Consider the following 16,426-nt stretch of genomic DNA (forward strand, 5'->3'; position numbering starts at 1 on the left):
GCAGCCCCGGAGATGGTCAGAACTCCCGGAGTGGTTTATCGAAGGTTTCTCGGACGATGAAGGCGCCGACGAGGGTGAACAGCATGGCCGCTCCGCAGTAGTAGACGACGACGAGTGAGTTCCCGGTGATGCCGACGAGCCAGAGCACCACGAAGGGTGCGGTGCCGCCGAAGAGCGCGTTGGCGAGTGTGTAGGCGACGGATAGTCCGCTCATGCGAACTGTGGTCGGGAAGAACTCCGCCAGCAGAGTGGGCACGAGGCCCATGATGGCTGCGGCGGAGACTCCGAAGAGGGACTGGCCGAGCGCGATCGCGGGCAGCGTCCCGATCTGGTCGATCAGGACGATCGGGTAGATCAGGACGAGCAGGGCGACACTGCCGCCGATGATGAACGGTTTGCGCCCGTACGTGTCCGACAGACGCCCCCAGAGCAGGGTGGACGCGGAGTAGACGACGAGACCGATCAGGTTTCCGCCGAGTGCCACGTCAAGATCGACCCCCAGTTCGGTATTGAGGAAGGCCGGGATGTAGTTGTGGAATGTGTAGGTGCTGACGGTGCCACCGGTGACAATCGCAGCGCCGAGCAGGATCATGCGCCAGTGGTGGCGCATGGCTTCGACGACCGGGACGGCGGGCTTGACCTCGAATTCCTGCTGGAGGTCCTTGACCCGCTGGTAGTCGGGGGTGTCCTCGAGCTTCATTCGCATGACCAGGCCGACCACGCCCAGGGGCAGGGCGATCATGAAGGGGATTCGCCAGCCCCACGAGTCCAGTTGCTCCTGTGAGAGGACGGTGGTGAACATCAGCACGACGGCGGTTGCGGTCGCGGATCCGAGTCCGACAGTCGCCGTCTGCCAGGACCCATACCGACCACGTTTGCCGGGTGGGGCGTATTCGACGATGAACGCAGCGGATCCGCCGAATTCGCCACCAGCGGTGAAGCCTTGCACGATGCGGATGAGCAGCAGCAGCAGCGGGGCGAGGACGCCGATCTGGGCGTAGGTGGGTAGCGCGGCGATCAGGGCCGTGCCGAGCGACATTATGAGCACGACGGCGGCGAGGACGTTGCGGCGACCGATGCGGTCGCCGAGGTTGCCGAGGATGACGGCACCGAAAGGTCGGGCGACGAACGCTATCCCGAACGTGGCGAACGTCGCCAGTAGTGCGGCGTGGGGGTCGTCGTTGGAAAAGAAGACGCGTGCCAGGATCGGGGCGGACGCTCCGTAGAGGACGAAGTCGTACCATTCGACGAAATTGCCGATGGCGCCGGCGACGAGTGCACGTTTGGAGGCGTTCCCCTCGGATGTGACGGCACTCGGGGCGTCGAGCCCGGTCTCGGGCGGACTACTTGAGGCCATGGGCGGAACTCCCTTCGGGATTTGCAGGTAACAAGTGATCGGGCCATAGATGACGACACGAAGATCTGGCCTGCCGGGTAGGGAATCAGTAGGACCAGGAGTGCGTGTGGCGCAGGTCGCTGATGCGGCCACTCGCGGCGACGCGAGCGAAGGCGTAGGCGCTGGACTTGGGGGCGCGGGCGAAGTCGCGTTTCCGGTCGACGGCGATCATCCCGAATTTAGGACCGTAGCCTTCGGACCATTCGAAATTGTCGAAGGCGGACCAGTGGATGTATCCGCGGATGTCGACGCCCTCACGGAGGGCCTGTGCGATGGCGGAGAGGTGGGACTCGATGTAGTCGATCCGCTCGTCGTCGTCCTCGGTGGCGATGCCGTTTTCGGTGACGTACAGGGGAAGTCCGGTCTCGGCGGCACGGTGCAACATGAGCCGAAGCCCGTCGGGGAACACCGCCCACCCCATCTGGGTCGTCTGGGTTCCGGCGGGTGGCGCTGCGAACAGTGTGGGGGAGGACGGGTCGACCCACTGCTTGCGGTAGTACTGCACTCCGAGCCAGTCACCTCTGTCCGGGCCGGTGAGGCCCTCGAGGTACAGGTCGACGATCTCGGCGCGCATGGCCTCACAGAAGGCCCACGTCGAATCGTCGGGGCGGGCGGGAGCGAGTAACGGGAGTTGGACGACGAGACCCGACTTGGATGAGGGTGCTTCTGCGCGGACCGCGCGGACGGCGGCCTGGTGGGCTTCGAGAAGCACACGGCCGACGCGTCTCCACAGGATCGGGTTCGTCATCGCGGGCGGGTGGTATCCCTCGAGGTATCCGTGCAGGGCAATCATCTGCGGTTCGTTGATCGTGCACACATACGGCATCAGGTCACCCAACTCGGCGGTCACGACGCGGCAGTAGCGCTCGAATGTGGAGATGGCGTCAGGTGCCAGCCAACCGCCTCGCTCGGAGAACCAGGTGGGAAGCGTGAAGTGGTGCAGTGTCACGAATCCGATCAGCCCGGCGTTGGCCAGTTGGGTGAGTACCCGCCGGTAGTGTGCGATTGCCGCTTGGCTGAATTCGCCAGGGGCCGGTTCGATCCGGGACCATTCCAGTGACAGACGGTGAGTGTTGTGGCGCAGGGCCTTCAGGAGGACGAAGTCTTCGGAGTAGCGGTGGAACTGATCGATTCCGTCGCCCGAGGATTCGCGGGCCGCGGTCGAAGGGTCGTGCTCGAACGCCCACCAGTCGTTGTTGATGTTTCCGCCCTCGACCTGGTGTGCGGCGGTCGCGCAGCCCCACAGGAAGTCAGATGGGAAATCGCGGGCCTCTGAAGCGGACTTTGGTGTGGAAGCTTCGGGGCGGTCGAGTTCGGGGATCGCAGTCACGGGGATCTCCTCAATGAAAGCGGCACCAGGATCGGGCCGCAGTAGCTGACCGCGGTTTTGCGCCCACTGGAACCTGACGGATATGTAGTGCATCACTCAACTTACATACTTTAGGTATATAAGCAACACCAAAAGTCATTAAAGAGATCCTTGGGTAAATGATATGTCCCAATTGAACGTCTTCCTGTTCCGGATCTCGTAAGATCGTTGCCGCCGGGAACTACCTTCAGGGTGATACCGGACCGGACTGGGCGAGCTGCCGCCCGCGGAGGAAGGAACGTAATGACTCGACACCTCGGACTCGTGCCGACCGACACCGCGTTTCCGGTCCTGAACCTGTTGCGATCTGCCGGCCAGATAACACGTACCGAACTCGTCGAGCGCACCGGCCTGACCAGGAAAGTGGTCACCCAACGACTAGAGGAACTTATCCGCGCCGGCTTCGCAGAGGACGGCGACGTCGGACGCTCCACCGGCGGCCGGGCTCCCCGCGAAGTGAAGTTCCGCGCAGACGGCGCTCACATCCTCGTCGCCGAACTCGCCGCGACCAGCATCGCTGTCGGTCTCACCGATCTGGCGGGAACCGTTCTGAGCGAGATCCGCGCAGAGGCCGACCCGCACTCGGGTCCGGATGCGACCCTCAGCCACGTCGAATCGATCTTCGACTCCTTGATTGCCGACCGGCTCGTCGACAGCCCGTCCATCTACGGCATCGGAATCAGTATCCCCGGCCCGGTTGAGATCTCCAGCGGGCGACCGGTCGGCGCACTGTCCGCCCCGGAGTGGGCCGACTACCCGGTCCGTGATCGCTTCACCGCTCGCTACAACCTTCCGGTGTGGGTCGACAACGATGCGAATCTGATGGCCCTTGGTGAACTACGTGAGGGACTGGCCCGTGGGCTCGACGACGTTCTCTTCGTCAAGATCGGCGGCGGGATCGGTGGTGCCGTCATCTCGTCGGGCACGCTGCAGCGCGGTTCGCAAGGTTCCGCCGGGGAGTTCGGGCACGTGTTCGTCTCCGAAGACATCACTGAGCGGTGCTGGTGCGGGCACACCGGTTGCCTTACCCAAGTCGCCGGAGGCCCCGCGCTCGGCGAGTTCGGGCAGCACGCCGCGACTACGGGCGAGAGTCCCATCCTCGCCGCAATCTCGGCCCAAGGCCGTGCGATCGGCGCTGCTGAAGTATTCACCGCTGCTGCCGCCGGTGACCCGGTGAGCACCGACATGCTCACCCGCGCCGGACATACCCTCGGCTCGGTGGTCTCGGTCCTGGTCAGTGGACTGAACCCCGCACTGATTCTTCTCGACGCAGGGCTGGTCCGCATCGACGACCCGTACATGACCGCATTCCGAACCACCGTCCTCGACCGCTCACTTCCCAGCGCGGTAAGTGAGATTCAGTTCGCGATCTCATCCCTGGGAAACTCGGCAGGTCTGATCGGTGCGGCGTACATGGTCGTCGACGAGCTACTCTCTCCACGTCGACTCGGCCTGTGGAGCGAACGCGGATCCCCCGTCGGCCTGGCGGATCTCATCCACCGGGCAGCAGAACGGACCACCTGACCTCTGACCAACGAGCGACGGCGTCAGACAGTAGTTTTCGTCGCCTTTGCCGGCGTATTCGACCTGGCGGCACGTTCGGTCAGGAATGCGAAGACCAGTCCGAGCCCGAGCCACAACGTCGCCTGGGTCGCAAGCGAAGACAGGCGGAATTCCCACAGCAGCACAGCCGGGAAATCGTCGCCCACCTCGTTGACGGTAGGAAGAACGAGGTATCCGAGCGTCACCACGACGAGAAACGTGACCACTGGCGCGACGATCCGCACCGTCAAGAACTCCTGAGCCGCGACAGCCCTCGCCGCAAACGCGGCCGCGACCACCGCGAGCAATCCGAGTGCGACGGAGGCGAGCCACAGCCACGTCCGCTGGGTCATGGTGTCAGGGTCACCGACGGCCGGCGGGTTGGCGGGGTATTTGAAGAACGGAACGGCCTCGATCGCCAACCAACCGAACGTTGCCAACGTCAGGGCGAGCAACGGTCCGGGCAGAGGTAAGACCCTCCGCGCATAGTGCGCGACGACGGCGAAGATCGCGCCGAGGGCCATGCCCATGAGGGATGTGGCGAGGAACAGGCCGAAGCGTTGTCCGTCACGGCTGACCAGTGCGTCTCCCTCACCATGCGAGTGATCTGTCGCTGCACCGGCCGGAGCGGCATCGTGGTGGTCCGCCACTTCGGTTGCGCCTTGCGATTCTTCGATGGCGATGGCGGCCTCTATGTGGGACTCGCCGAGAACGAACGCGACGCCTCCGGCCAGGATGCCTGCGATCAGACCTGCTAGCAGGCCACGGATGAGGAGTTTCGCGAGGGAATCTGTCAGTGGCATGGCAGACCCAGGAGGTGGCGACCGTCATGCATCAATTCATGCATGTACATGCCACTGCGCGAGATCGCGCCCTGGTCGAAGCCCACGAGATAGAGGGCGAGCATCGCGAAAAGAACGATCGCGAATGAGATGACGGCAAGACGGGTCGTGTCGACCGACGTGCCTGGTGCGTAAGCGAGTGCCATGGTTCCTCCTGGGATTTCGCGTCCCCTAGGTCCATGCGATGGCGGTAGTATCTGGCTGTCGAGGTTGCTCCCGCTGAGGAACTACTCCGAATTACAGTGGCGCGACCGCTCCGGCATTGCACCGGATTCCTGCCGAACCATCGCTATTGTCCTGCGAACTTTGGCATCCGGCAGGCCGTCGTGTCAATCTTCGCGCTCTCCTGCGACTCTCACGCCTTGTTCGTTGCGGCAACGTCGAGAACGACCTCGAACTCGAGTAGCGACGCACCAGAGGCCACTGGCTTCTTCCGCTCACCTGCGTGTGCTTCCCGGGCTGGGCCGTCGCGCCACGCCTCGAAGGCCTCTTCGCTTTCCCATTGGGTGACGACGAAGTAGCGGTTCTCGCCCTTGACCGGCCGGAGGAGTTGGAAGCCGAGGAAGCCTGGAGAATTCTCGACGGCATGTGCCCGCCCGGCGAAACGCTTTTCGAGTTCGGGGCCCGCGCCTTCGGGGATTTCGATTGCGTTGATCTTCACCACTGCCATGCGGGCGAGGGTACTCCGCTAGCGTCGGAGGGGTGGTGAGTGAGAGTGCGTTGTACGACGAGGGTGGGACGGGACAGCCGATTCTGCTGCTGCACGGTCTGATGGGCAGCGCTCGGACGTGGCGTCGGCAAGTCCCGTGGCTGCGCGAACACGGTCATGTCCACACCTTTGACGCGGCAGGTCACGGTCGCCCCGCACCTCCCCAGCTGAGTACCGAAGCCTTTGTGCAGGACCTGGCCGCAGCACTCGAACCCTTCACCGAGCCGTGGGTGGTGATCGGGCATTCGATGGGCGCCCTGCACGGTTGGTGTCTCGCGGCCGAGTTTCCGGAGAAGGTAGCGGCACTGGTGGTCGAGGACATGGCCCCCGACTTTCGTGGTCGCACCGCCGACGACTGGGTGGCGATGATCGCGAGTTGGCCCCAGCCCTTCTCGACACCGGGAGACTTGTTCGAGTTCTTCGGACCCGTTGCGGGACAGTACTTTCTGGACTCGTTCGACCAGCGTGCCGATGGCTGGTATCTGCATGGGGACCTCGACACGTTTCGTGACATCTCTCAGGAGTGGGGCGGCAGACATTTCTGGGATCAGTGGGCCTCGGTGACGGTTCCGTCCCTACTGATCGAGGGCGAGTTCACGATCACCCCTGACGGTCAGATGCAGGCAATGGCCGAGCGGCATCCGGTCGCCCACTATGTCCGGATCGAGCGGGCCGGGCATCTCGTCCATGACGACCAACCCGAGCAGTACCGAAAGGTTGTCGAGAGGTTCCTCGATGGGCTCGGTTAAGGCGTAGCTGAGGTGGCTGGTAACAACCGGCAACTACGTAGGCAACCCGGTGGTCACTCAATCATCTTGGGCATCAGTGGAATCGGTGCGGGGTTCCCGCAAACTACCCGCAACTTGGGTTCGCATCCGACTGTCGAGTTGTCGAACCGGTTGGTTTCCGGGCGCGCCGGAGATTTAGCCAGAACACCCCTTGACGGGAATGTCACGAAAGCATAACTTCTTTGCGTAGCGAAAAGGCCGCTTTGACCTTTTCAGTCACTGACACGCTGGGGCGCGCGCCCGGCGGGCCATTCCTTTACCCACACGTTTTGCTTACCGCCGTCCGTTTCGGCATGCCGGTCGCAAAACACCCAGGTGCCGCGCCCTGCGCGGCTCAGGAGCAATTCATGAGAACCCTCGGAGCGCCGTCCCGCGGCGTGTCGTTCGCCCTTGCCGCGCTGTTGGTCTGGGGTCTGTCTGCCGTTGTGCTGACTGCACCGGCCCAGGCCGTCCCCACTATCCCCGATGACTGGGTGACCGTCGTTGCCGAGAACAGTGGCAAGTGCGTCGACGCCGCAGCAGAAGGCACCGCCGACGGCACCGCAGTTGAGCAGAACACCTGCGCTGGGACCGCCGCGCAGCAGTGGCATTTCCAGCCGACCAGCGACGGATACGTCCGCGTTGACAATCGCAACGACGCCACCAAGTCCTGGGACATCGTCGACGTCTCCAAGGACGACGGCGCTGCGGTCCAGCTCTGGTCGTACTCCGGCGGGGCCAACCAGCAGTGGCTTCCGGTCGAGGAGTTCGGCGGGGCATTCCATCTCGTCAACCGCAACAGCGGCAAGTGTCTCGATGTGCCCGGTGCCTCGACCGACGATGGTGTTCGCATGCAGCAGTACGCCTGCAACGGATCCGGCGCCCAGTCCTTCAGCTTCCGCTCGGTCGACGAGCCGTCGAACTCGCCGGTGCCCGCCGATCCGGCATCGAACCCGCCGGGCACCCCAGACTTCGGCCCGAATGTCACCGTGTTCGATCCGTCGATGTCGTCCGATTCGATTCAGGGCGCGATCGACCAGATCTTCGACCAGCAGCACACCAACCAATTCGGCTCGGAGCGCTACGCCCTGCTCTTCAAACCGGGCACCTATGATGCCGATGCCAAGGTTGGCTTCTACACACAGGTTGCGGGCCTGGGTCTCTCCCCGGACGACGTGACGATAAATGGCAGTGTCCATGCCGATGCCGACTGGTTCTTCGGCCAGTCAACGAAGCCGAACGATGCCACCCAGAATTTCTGGCGCTCGGCGGAGAACCTCTCCGTGAATCCGGTGGGTGGTACCGATCGCTGGGCGGTTGCGCAGGCGGCCCCGTACCGGCGCATGCACCTGCGCGGCGACCTCGAGCTGAGCCAGGACAGTGGCTGGGCCAGCGGCGGCCTCATCGCCGACTCCGAGATTGACGGTGTGGTGAACTCTCAGACGCAGCAACAATGGCTGACACGAAACAGCGAGATGGGTGGATGGGAGGGCTCCAACTGGAACATGACCTTCGTCGGTGACGTCAACGCACCGGCCAACACCTTCCCGAACCCGCCATACACCACCGTCGCACAGTCCCCCGTGATCCGTGAGAAGCCGTTCCTGTACGTCGACTCGTCCGACTCCTGGAAGGTGTTCGTCCCCGCCCTGCGCACAGACACTCAGGGTGTGAGCTGGGCGGGCGGCAACCCGGCGGGCGACTCGCTGCCAATCGACCAGTTCTTCATCGTCAAGCCCGGCGCCACGGCCGGCGACATCAACGGTGCACTCGCGCAGGGCAAGAACCTGCTGTTCACCCCTGGCCTCTACCACCTCGACCAGACGCTGAACATCGACCGGCCCGACACCGTCGTGCTGGGCCTGGGACTGGCCACACTCGTCCCGGACAACGGCGTCACCGCGGTCAGCACGGCCGACGTGGACGGGATCAAGATTGCCGGCCTGCTGATCGACGCAGGCACCACGAACTCGCAGACCCTGATGCAGATCGGCCCGTCCGGCTCGACCGCGCGGCACACCGCCAACCCCACCTCCCTGCACGACGTCTACTTCCGCATCGGAGGCGCAGGTGTCGGCAAAGCTACTCAGAGCCTGGTGGTCAACAGCTCGGACGTCATCGGCGACCATATGTGGCTGTGGCGCGCCGATCACGGCAACGGCATCGGCTGGACCGATAACACCGCCGCCAACGGCCTGGTCGTCAACGGCACGGACGTGACGATGTACGGGCTGTTCGTCGAGCACTACCAGGAGCACCAAGTGATCTGGAACGGCAACGGCGGGCGCACGTACTTCTTCCAGAACGAGATGCCGTACGACCCGCCCGACCAGGCGGCCTGGATGAACGGCGACACCCTCGGCTACGACGCCTACTACGTCAACCCGGCGGTGACGGACCACGAGGCCTGGGGCCTGGGCAGCTACTGCTTCTTCAACGTCAACCCGTCCGTGGTCGCCGAGCACGCCATCGAGGCCCCCGCCGTGCCCGGGGTCCGCTTCCACGACATGGTGACCGTGTCTCTCGGCGGTAACGGCACGATCAACCACGTCATCAACGACCTCGGGGGTCCGTCCACCCCCGAGAACAACATGGCCACTCTGGTCTCCGGACCCTGACCAGGCTGTACCCTCGCCGCCCGGCGCGCCTCGAGTGCGCCGGGCGGCGGCAATTCGGGGCAGGGCCGACTAAGACCACCGTGACCGATTACGCTGCAAGCCATCTCATAGTGCAAGTCGCTGACGCTGACCCCGTTTGGGTCAGCCGGCGAGGAAGCTGAATCGAACATGCCGAACCGGATTGTCCACGTTGGTGTCGACGAGGCATACAGATTGCCAGGTTCCTGTAACAAGGACTCCGTGGACAACAGGGACCGATGCGTACGGCGGCAGGAACGCCGGCAGCACGTGGTCGCGGCCGTGGCCGTGGCTTCCGTGCTGGTGTTGCCAGCGGTTGTCGCGAGGAAGGAGTTCGTCGATGGCCGCGATCAGGTCGGCGTCGCTCCCGGCGCCAGTCTCGATGACGGCCAGCCCGGCAGTCGCGTGCGGGACCCAGACGTGCAGCAGGCCGTTGTCGCCTTCAGCCGCCGCGAGAAACTTCTCGATTTCCCGGGTCAAATCGTGGACGACCGGTTCAGTGCCGGTGCGGATCTCGATCTCGGTAGTGAACATGGCCCTGACGTTAGTGCTCACCGGCAGCGTTCGCTTCGAGCGCTGCGATATGCCGTCATCTTCGTGTGAAATTTGATGTGTTGAAAAGGAAGTCGCTGTGCAATTCGCGGTTGCGCAGTCGGGCTGTTCTGTCCATGATGCGACGCTCAACCGCCTTCGCCCGCGAGTGCGAAGAGGCCGTTCTGGGTCTGTTCGACGAGCCCGTCGATCAGGAGCGAGTGGAGGGCGCGGTCGCGCTGGCCAGGGTCGTCGAGCCACACCTGATCGAGCCGGACGCGCTCGACGGGGGCGGAACTCTCCCTCAGGACGGCCATCAGCTTGCCCCGCACCTGGCGGTCGGTGCCCGCGAACTTCTGCACTCTCCGGCGCTCACCGGTGTGCGCGGGACGCCCGGATTCCACCCACGCGCAACTCGGCAGCGGGCAGCGCGAGCAGTCGGGTGATCGGGCGGTGCAGACGGTGGCGCCGAGTTCCATGAGGGCCGCCGAGAACGTGGCGGCCCGTACGCGGGTGCGGGGCAGTAGCGCAGACACGTCGGCGAGGTCGCGGGCGGTCGAGGGGTTTCCCGGCTCCGCGTTTGCGTGCACGGCACGGGCGATCACCCGTCGGACGTTGGTGTCGACGACGGGGACACGCTGCCCGAACGCGAAGCAGGCCACTGCCCGTGCGGTGTAGGCGCCGATGCCTGGCAGCCCCAGGAGGGTGTCGACATCGCTCGGCACGACGTCGCCGTGTTCGGCTGCCAGCACACCGGCGCACTGGTGCAGTCTCAGCGCGCGGCGCGGGTACCCGAGCTTGCCCCAAGCGCGCAGCACGTCAGCCTGGCTCGACGCAGCCATCAGTGAGGGGACGGGCCAGCGACGCACCCAGTCCTCCCAGATGGGTGCCACCCGGATCACCGGAGTCTGCTGCAGCATGATTTCGCTCATCAGGATGTGCCAGGCGCTCACTCCGTCGCGACGCCACGGCAGGTCCCGGGCCTCGGACTCGTACCACCTGATCAACGCGGAGGAGTCCACGGTCACTTCTCCTCACGTCCTTTCGTCCCCGCGCAAACCGGATTTTCCTTTGCCGTAACTTTCCCGCGGAACGCCGTAACGATATTGGTGCACAATATATTGCATGCCCCATTCCAACCCGGTTTCTGCATGGAAGTCCCTGCGACAGGGTAACGAGCGTTTCGTCAACGGAAAGTCGATCCATCCCAGCCAGGGAATCGCCGACCGGGCGAAGCTCGTCAACGAGCAGCACCCAACTGCGGTGCTGTTCGGATGCGGTGATTCGCGTGTCGCCGCCGAGATCATCTTCGACCAGGGTCTCGGTGACATGTTCGTCGTCCGCACGGCGGGCCACGTCCTCGACGACTCGGTCCTCGGGTCCATCGAGTATGCGGTGGAGATCCTGAACGTTCCGCTGATTGTCGTGCTGGGCCACGACGGCTGCGGCGCCGTGAAGGCGACGTTGGACGCCCTCGACGAGGGCAAGGTCCCGAACGGATTCATCCGCAGCATAGTCGAACGTGTGACGCCGTCGATCTTGATGGGCCGTGATGAGGGTCTGACCACGGTCGACGAACTCGAGGGGCGTCACGTTGTCGAGACCGGATCGCTCCTGATGCAGCGATCACGCATCATTGCGGACCGCGTCGAGCGAGGTACGTGTGCCATTGCGGGCGTCACCTACAAGCTCTCTGACGGCCGCATGCAGCTGCTGGGATCGGTTGGGGACGTCGGTGAGCTCGGTGACTGACCGCGACACGCCGAACCAGCTGAGCCCTTGTCGCGCGACACCGAACTACCGTTGACTCTGTGCTGGAACCGACTGGGCCGTTGCCCCCCGAGATTTACTGGCGCCGCAGGGCGCTGGCGGTCGGCGGCGCCATCGTCGTGGTGCTACTCGTCGGCTTACTGATCAACTCCCTTCGCGGGGGCGGCGATTCCGAGGCCAATCCGGCAGCGGCGAGTTCTTCGTCGACCACATCCGCTTCGACTACCCCGACTGCGTCGACTTCTGCTTCGGCCTCCGCAGGCGGCGGATCGGGTGGTGGCGGCGCTGCAGCAGGAGCACAGCCACCGGGCAATTCCGGCGCGTCGGGTGGCGGGGCGCCGGACGGCGATGCGCCCGCCGGCGGGGCGTCGGGTAGCGGGGCGTGGGGTGGCGGGCCGCCGGACGGCGATGCGCCCGCCGGCCAACCCCTTGGTGCGGGGCAATGCCCTGATCAGTCGCTGGCCATCAAGGTAGCGTCCGACAAGCCGACGTACCAGGCCGGTGACGAGCCGAGTTTCACGACGGTCATCACCAACATCGGCACCGAGACGTGCGATCGCGATCTGGGGAGCAGCCTTCAGCAGGTGCTCGTCTATACCATCGACGGCGCGGTGCGTCTGTGGTCCAATATCGACTGCTACCCGCAGTCCGACGCCGACATGCGCTCCCTCGCCCCGGGCGAGCAGGCCCAGTTCACTGTGGTGTGGTCCGCCACGACCTCCGCCCCCGACTGCCTCGAGCAGCCGGAGCCCCAACGTGATCCGGTGGCTCCGGGCGCGTACACGGTGGTGGGGCAGTTGGGTCAGCTACGGAGCGCGCCGGAGCCGTTCAACCTCAGCTGATCTGCGGTGCGGCGTCAAGACGTGAGCGCCGGTCGAATTCCTGGCCGAGGTCGTCGCGGTCGGGGTCGGCGAGCAGCGCAGCGAGCAGCACGCGGGCCTGACCGGCCCTGAGATTCGTGGAGAAGAGCGCACCCGCCGCGACGAGGTCGTGCCCGCCGCCCCCGCCGCCGTAGGCAGGAGTGATGGGGCCCCGTGGCACCCGAGTGGTAACTGCGACGGGGATCCCGGCGGACACGCAGTCGCGGACGGCCGCGACGATTACAGGGTTCGCGTTTCCGGACCCCAGTCCGTCAAGTACCAGGCCCTGGGTCCCGGACGCCAGGCACGCGTCGATCTGAACGCGATCCGCTCCGGGATAGATCGCGACGATGTCGACGCGCGTTCCGGATATCGGGTGCCACGGCAATGGATCGAGTCGACGCTGCGGAGTTTCGGTGGGGTGCACCGAATGAAACGCCTCGAGTGACGTCGTCTCCGCCTTACGGGTTCCCGCTGCCCGATACAGGGCACCCGCGAACGCGATCAGGACACCGCTACAGCGCAGTGCGGGGTCCGATCCCGCCATGATCGCGGCGGTGAGATTTGCCGCTGCATCGGATTCCGGGTGGTCGAAGGTTCGTTGCGCGCCGGTGAAGATCACCGGGCGCGGATCGTCATGGTGGAGGTCCAGCAGGAACGCGGTCTCTTCCATGGTGTCGGTTCCGTGGAGTACGACCACCGCGTCGACGTCGGGATCGCGTAGTTCCGCTACGACGGCATCGCGGACACGATCCATGTCGGCGAACGACATGCTCGAACTGTCCTTCGACATCAAGTCCCTGATTCGAAGTTCTGTTTCCTTCCCTACACCACCGAGGAGATCCGAGCCTGTCATCACCGGCGAGCTGACACCCCGACTGTCCCGACTGCTGGCGATGGTGCCTCCGGTGGTGACGACAGCGACTTTCGGCACGATTGCCCCCTCCCTAGACGTGGTGGTGGCGTTCCGATGCCAAGGCGTTGATGCGCTTCCTCGCGCAGTACCATCCGATCACCAACATTGGCGCGAGGATCGCGATGGATCCGACAGTCCAGGTTCCGACGGGGCGATCGAACGCCATGAGCACGATGACGCCTGCCAGGAAGGCCAGTGTCAACAGCCCGGTGTACGGGGCGCCGAACATCCGGAAGCCCGGCCGGTTCAGTACACCGTCCTCCGCGAGTTTCCACAGCTTCAATTGGCACAGCACGATCACGGCCCATGCGCCGACGATTCCGAGCGCGGCGATATTGAGAACGATCTCGAACGCCTCGCTGGGAACGATGGCGTTGAGTCCGACGCCGAGCAGTGCCACCGCCGCGGTGAGCGCTATACCCCCGTAGGGGACGCCTGCCTTGTTCATCCGGGCGGCGAAAGGGGGCGCGGAACCGGACATCGCCATTGAGTGCAGTATCCGCCCGGTGGAGTACAGCCCGGCGTTGAGTGAGGACAACGCTGCCGTGAGCACCACCAGATTCATGACGCCGTCGGCGCCCTCGACATTGATGGACCCGAAGAACGTGACGAACGGACTCTCGCCATCGTGGTAATCCGTGTAGGGGAGCAGCAGTGACAGCAGCAGGATGGATCCGACGTAGAAGACCACGATCCGGATGATCACCGTATTGATTGCCCTCGGGATGACCTTTTCCGGATTCTCCGTCTCTCCGGCGGCGATTCCCACGAGTTCAATTGCGGCGTAGGCGAAGACGACGCCCTGGATCACCACGATCGCGGGCAGGATCCCGTTGGGGAAGAATCCCCCGTTGTCGACGATCAGACTGAAGCCGGTCGTGTGGCCTTCGATTGGAGTTCCGAACAGCAGGAAGTAGATTCCGAAGCAGAGGAATGAGACCAGGGCGACGATCTTGATGAGGGAGAACCAGAACTCCAATTCGCCGAACACTTTGACGGACAACAGATTCAGGCCGAGCACGAGGACCAGTCCGGCAAGTGCGAACACCCACTGGTCGACGTCCCCGATTGGTGCCCAGTACTTCTTGAAGAAGTTCATGTACAACGCGACCGCCGTGACGTCGACGATGGCCGTCATAGACCAGTTCAGCCAGTACAGCCATCCCGCGACGAAAGCCATCTTCTCACCGAAGAATTCCCGCGAGTACGACACGAAGGCCCCGGAAGTGGGTCGGTGCACCACCAGTTCGCCCATTGCCCGCAGAATCAAGAAGCCGAAAAAGCCGCAGAGGGCGTAGACGAGGACAAGCGCCGGACCGGCCTCCGCGAGTCTGCCACCCGAGCCCAAGAACAGTCCGGTGCCGATCGCGCCGCCGATCGCGATCATCTGGATCTGTCGGGGGTGGAGATCTTTGTGGAACCCCTCGTCTTCTTCGGCAATGATCTCGAGGTCGGCGGCGTCGCCCTGCTCGATTGTCACAAGACTGTTGCCGCGGTCGTGGCGACGGGTGTGCGCGGACCCGGACCGGACGCCCTCAGATTGGCGAGATGTTCGGGGCTGAGAAGTCGTTCGAGTTCGTCACGGTCGAGGAGACCTGCTTCGATCACGAGGTCGGCCACCTTACGGCCGGACAACAGGGCCTCCTGTGCAATGCGATTCGACGCGGCGTAACCGATGTGCGGGTTGAGCGCGGTGACGAGTCCGATGGAGTCTTCCACGCGCGCACGCAATAGGTCGGCGTTGGCGGTGATGCCGAGTACACAGCGGGAAGCCAGAATTCGGCAGGCGGCACCCAGGTGGCGCATCCCCTTGGACAGGGAGTGCACGATGATCGGCTCGAAGGCGTTGAGTTGAAGTTGACCGGATTCGGCGGCCATGGTGATGGTGACATCATTGCCAATTACTTCGTAGGCCACCTGGTTGAGGACCTCAGGGATGACCGGATTGACCTTGCCTGGCATGATCGACGAACCAGCTTGTACCGGTGGGAGGTTGATCTCGTTCAGACCGGCGCGCGGTCCCGAGGACAGCAGGCGGAGGTCGTTGCAGACCTTGGACAGCTTGACCGCGATCCGCTTGAGTACCCCGGAGAGGTGAACGAACTGACCCACGTCCTGCGTTGCCTCGACGAGGTCGAGGGCCAGGACGAGGGGGAGTCCGGTGAGTTCCCTGAGGGTCTCGCACGCCGCTTCCGCATAGCCGGCGGGAGCGTTCAAGCCCGTGCCGATCGCGGTGGCGCCGAGGTTGATCTCGTGAACCAGCAGCGCAGCCTCGCCGAGTCGCGCGCGGTCCTCGTCGATCATGATCGAGTAGGTCGCAAATTCTTGCCCCAGGGTCATCGGCACGGCGTCCTGGAGTTGGGTCCGTCCCATTTTTACCGTGTCGGCGAACTCCACCGACTTGGTCGCGAACGCGTCCTGCAATACCCGAAGTGCGTCGAGAAGATCGCCGATTGCGAAGATCGTCGCGATGTTGATCGCGGTGGGATAGACGTCGTTGGTCGACTGGCTGAGGTTCACGTGCTCGTTGGGATGGAGGAACTCGTATTCTCCGCGCCCGTGGCCGAGGATTTCGAGTGCTCTGTTGGCGATGACCTCGTTGGCATTCATGTTGGTCGAGGTTCCGGCTCCCCCCTGGATGACGTCGACGACGAACTCCTCGTGCCACCGGCCATCCACGATCTCCTTGCACGCCTGACCGATTGCCTCCGCGCGACGGTGGTCCAGAATGCCGAGTTTCTCGTTGGCGATCGACGCGGCCCATTTGACGAACGCGAGCCCCCGGATCAGATCCGGGTTCGTGGAGATGGGCCGGCCGGTGATGGGGAAGTTCTCCACGGCACGCAGCGTGTGGATGCCCCAGTATGAGTCCGCAGGCACCTGTCGTTCGCCGAGCAAATCATGTTCTGTTCGCGTTTCGAGCACTTGATTCTTCCTCACATGGATTCGCGCGAGCGCTGCTGTGCAGGGGCTGTGTTGGAGTCTGTTCTCGTCAGGTGGGGCCAATTCCTCGATCGAACTGCCGGCGATCCACCTACCAGGCTGTCAGACAGGCGCCATTGTTACCCTGCTCACTCGTACGCGTCAA

Annotated in this window: 15 protein-coding genes and 1 riboswitch; of the genes, 5 read left to right on the forward strand and 10 right to left on the reverse strand. The window is 64.2% G+C overall.

Annotation, left to right across the window (positions count from 1 at the left end):
- Positions 1 to 16: 16 nt before the first annotated feature.
- Together RM2_RS00255 and RM2_RS00260 are read right to left on the reverse strand one after the other, a co-directional pair.
- Complete coding sequence (locus tag RM2_RS00255; protein ID WP_072686852.1) at positions 17 to 1,357, reverse strand: MFS transporter; 1,341 nt, start codon at positions 1,355 to 1,357, stop codon at positions 17 to 19.
- Positions 1,358 to 1,442: 85 nt separating this feature from the next.
- Positions 1,443 to 2,726 carry a glycoside hydrolase family 1 protein gene (locus tag RM2_RS00260; protein ID WP_218017203.1) on the reverse strand — a complete coding sequence of 428 codons (1,284 nt, stop codon included), beginning with the start codon at positions 2,724 to 2,726 and terminating at the stop codon, positions 1,443 to 1,445.
- Positions 2,727 to 3,008: 282 nt separating this feature from the next.
- Here RM2_RS00260 and RM2_RS00265 point away from each other — a divergent pair, with 282 nt between their 5' ends.
- Positions 3,009 to 4,289, forward strand: coding sequence for an ROK family transcriptional regulator (locus RM2_RS00265; RefSeq protein ID WP_072686853.1), 1,281 nt, complete (start codon positions 3,009 to 3,011; stop codon positions 4,287 to 4,289).
- A 23-nt stretch (positions 4,290 to 4,312) separates the two neighbouring features.
- On the opposite strand, the gene RM2_RS00270 is transcribed toward RM2_RS00265, so the two are convergent.
- The 3 genes from RM2_RS00270 to mhuD form a co-directional block, all read right to left on the reverse strand.
- Positions 4,313 to 5,110, reverse strand: coding sequence for a CbtA family protein (locus tag RM2_RS00270; protein WP_072686854.1), 798 nt, complete (start codon positions 5,108 to 5,110; stop codon positions 4,313 to 4,315).
- Entirely contained in the window at positions 5,101 to 5,295 is a 195-nt protein-coding gene (locus tag RM2_RS00275; RefSeq protein ID WP_072686855.1) for a CbtB domain-containing protein, read from the reverse strand. The genes RM2_RS00270 and RM2_RS00275 overlap by 10 nt, the downstream gene beginning before the upstream one ends.
- A 23-nt stretch (positions 5,296 to 5,318) precedes the next feature.
- Positions 5,319 to 5,452, reverse strand: a riboswitch (cobalamin riboswitch).
- Positions 5,453 to 5,504: 52 nt separating this feature from the next.
- Positions 5,505 to 5,819, reverse strand: coding sequence for a mycobilin-forming heme oxygenase MhuD (gene mhuD / locus RM2_RS00280; RefSeq protein WP_072686856.1), 315 nt, complete (start codon positions 5,817 to 5,819; stop codon positions 5,505 to 5,507).
- Between the two features lie 32 nt (positions 5,820 to 5,851).
- On the opposite strand from mhuD, the gene RM2_RS00285 reads away from it, so the two are divergent.
- Together RM2_RS00285 and RM2_RS00290 are read left to right on the forward strand one after the other, a co-directional pair.
- On the forward strand, positions 5,852 to 6,607 hold the full coding sequence (locus RM2_RS00285; protein ID WP_072686857.1) for an alpha/beta fold hydrolase: 756 nt from the start codon (positions 5,852 to 5,854) through the stop codon (positions 6,605 to 6,607).
- 386 nt (positions 6,608 to 6,993) lie between these two features.
- On the forward strand, positions 6,994 to 9,243 hold the full coding sequence (locus tag RM2_RS00290; protein ID WP_072686858.1) for an RICIN domain-containing protein: 2,250 nt from the start codon (positions 6,994 to 6,996) through the stop codon (positions 9,241 to 9,243).
- 141 nt (positions 9,244 to 9,384) lie between these two features.
- Here the strand turns inward: RM2_RS00290 and RM2_RS00295 are convergent, their stop codons facing one another.
- Positions 9,385 to 9,795 carry a YjbQ family protein gene (locus tag RM2_RS00295; protein ID WP_072686859.1) on the reverse strand — a complete coding sequence of 137 codons (411 nt, stop codon included), beginning with the start codon at positions 9,793 to 9,795 and terminating at the stop codon, positions 9,385 to 9,387.
- Between the two features lie 146 nt (positions 9,796 to 9,941).
- Positions 9,942 to 10,820 (reverse strand): iron-sulfur binding domain-containing protein, encoded by an 879-nt coding sequence (locus RM2_RS00300; RefSeq protein ID WP_072686860.1) that lies wholly within the window; start codon positions 10,818 to 10,820, stop codon positions 9,942 to 9,944.
- 97 nt (positions 10,821 to 10,917) lie between these two features.
- On the opposite strand from RM2_RS00300, the gene RM2_RS00305 reads away from it, so the two are divergent.
- Together RM2_RS00305 and RM2_RS00310 are read left to right on the forward strand one after the other, a co-directional pair.
- Complete coding sequence (locus RM2_RS00305; RefSeq protein WP_072686861.1) at positions 10,918 to 11,544, forward strand: carbonic anhydrase; 627 nt, start codon at positions 10,918 to 10,920, stop codon at positions 11,542 to 11,544.
- Between the two features lie 59 nt (positions 11,545 to 11,603).
- Complete coding sequence (locus tag RM2_RS00310; RefSeq protein WP_072686862.1) at positions 11,604 to 12,404, forward strand: hypothetical protein; 801 nt, start codon at positions 11,604 to 11,606, stop codon at positions 12,402 to 12,404.
- Here the strand turns inward: RM2_RS00310 and RM2_RS00315 are convergent.
- Genes RM2_RS00315 through RM2_RS00325 form a run of 3 tightly spaced genes read right to left on the reverse strand, consistent with a single transcriptional unit; the run spans position 12,397 to position 16,263 of the window.
- Positions 12,397 to 13,356 carry an asparaginase gene (locus tag RM2_RS00315; RefSeq protein ID WP_072686863.1) on the reverse strand — a complete coding sequence of 320 codons (960 nt, stop codon included), beginning with the start codon at positions 13,354 to 13,356 and terminating at the stop codon, positions 12,397 to 12,399. The genes RM2_RS00310 and RM2_RS00315 overlap by 8 nt on opposite strands.
- A gap of 13 nt (positions 13,357 to 13,369) precedes the next feature.
- The gene (locus tag RM2_RS00320) at positions 13,370 to 14,818 is read right to left on the reverse strand and encodes an amino acid permease (RefSeq protein ID WP_072686864.1); all 1,449 of its coding nucleotides are present in this window, start codon (positions 14,816 to 14,818) and stop codon (positions 13,370 to 13,372) included.
- A complete protein-coding gene (locus RM2_RS00325) occupies positions 14,815 to 16,263 on the reverse strand; it encodes an aspartate ammonia-lyase (RefSeq protein ID WP_072686865.1) in 1,449 nt (482 codons plus the stop codon). Before RM2_RS00325 ends, RM2_RS00320 begins: the two co-directional genes overlap by 4 nt.
- Between the last annotated feature and the right edge of the window lie 163 nt (positions 16,264 to 16,426).

It is taken from the genome of Rhodococcus marinonascens NBRC 14363, assembly GCF_001894885.1.
Taxonomy (GTDB): domain Bacteria; phylum Actinomycetota; class Actinomycetes; order Mycobacteriales; family Mycobacteriaceae; genus Rhodococcus_F; species Rhodococcus_F marinonascens.

Excerpts from the sequence above, each read along its gene's own strand:
- RM2_RS00255 (WP_072686852.1), bottom strand. The coding sequence starts at position 1,357 with ATGGCCTCAAGTAGTCCGCCCGAGACCGGGCTCGACGCCCCGAGTGCC.
- RM2_RS00265 (WP_072686853.1), top strand. The coding sequence starts at position 3,009 with ATGACTCGACACCTCGGACTCGTGCCGACCGACACCGCGTTTCCGGTC.
- RM2_RS00270 (WP_072686854.1), bottom strand. The coding sequence starts at position 5,110 with ATGCCACTGACAGATTCCCTCGCGAAACTCCTCATCCGTGGCCTGCTA.
- RM2_RS00275 (WP_072686855.1), bottom strand. The coding sequence starts at position 5,295 with ATGGCACTCGCTTACGCACCAGGCACGTCGGTCGACACGACCCGTCTT.
- mhuD (WP_072686856.1), bottom strand. The coding sequence starts at position 5,819 with ATGGCAGTGGTGAAGATCAACGCAATCGAAATCCCCGAAGGCGCGGGC.
- RM2_RS00290 (WP_072686858.1), top strand. The coding sequence starts at position 6,994 with ATGAGAACCCTCGGAGCGCCGTCCCGCGGCGTGTCGTTCGCCCTTGCC.
- RM2_RS00295 (WP_072686859.1), bottom strand. The coding sequence starts at position 9,795 with ATGTTCACTACCGAGATCGAGATCCGCACCGGCACTGAACCGGTCGTC.
- RM2_RS00305 (WP_072686861.1), top strand. The coding sequence starts at position 10,918 with ATGCCCCATTCCAACCCGGTTTCTGCATGGAAGTCCCTGCGACAGGGT.